The 415-nt window shown below is 46.7% G+C and carries 1 protein-coding gene; it reads left to right on the top strand.

All coding sequences use genetic code 11. The features are described 5' to 3' along the window. The coding region (locus NQ036_RS15495; RefSeq protein WP_257060030.1) for a recombinase family protein at nucleotides 1–415 on the top strand (415 nt) is incomplete at both ends.

The following is a 415-nucleotide window of genomic DNA, read 5'->3' as shown; positions in this document are numbered from 1 at the left end:
ACAAGAAATTGGCTGTGAGCGGATTTTTGAGGACAAGGCATCGGGCAGTAATTCCCAACGTAAGGGTTTGGATGATTGTCTCAACTATTTAAGAAAGGGCGATGTACTCGTTGTTTTAGATTTGGATAGGTTAGGGCGGTTAGCCAGTGAACTTATAAAGCTGATTGATGAACTGGCTGAAAAAGACATTGGCTTTAAAGCCATTAATTCACCTATGGATACAACCACCCCTGCAGGTCGAGCGTTTTTACAAATTCAAGCCGCTTTTGCGGAGATGGAACGCAATATTATTCGTCAGCGTGTGAAAGAGGGGATTGCTGCGGCTCGGGCTCGGGGACGTAAAGGTGGCAGGCCCAGAATCATGACGGCTGAGAAACTTCGCTATGCCCAGCATCTGATGGCTGACCAAACCAAA

It is taken from the genome of Brevibacterium sp. 91QC2O2 (genome assembly GCF_024580695.1).
Classification (GTDB): Bacteria; Actinomycetota; Actinomycetes; order Actinomycetales; family Brevibacteriaceae; genus Brevibacterium; species Brevibacterium moorei.
Note: the sequence above shows the minus strand (reverse complement) of the source record. Positions and strands in the feature narration are given on the sequence as shown.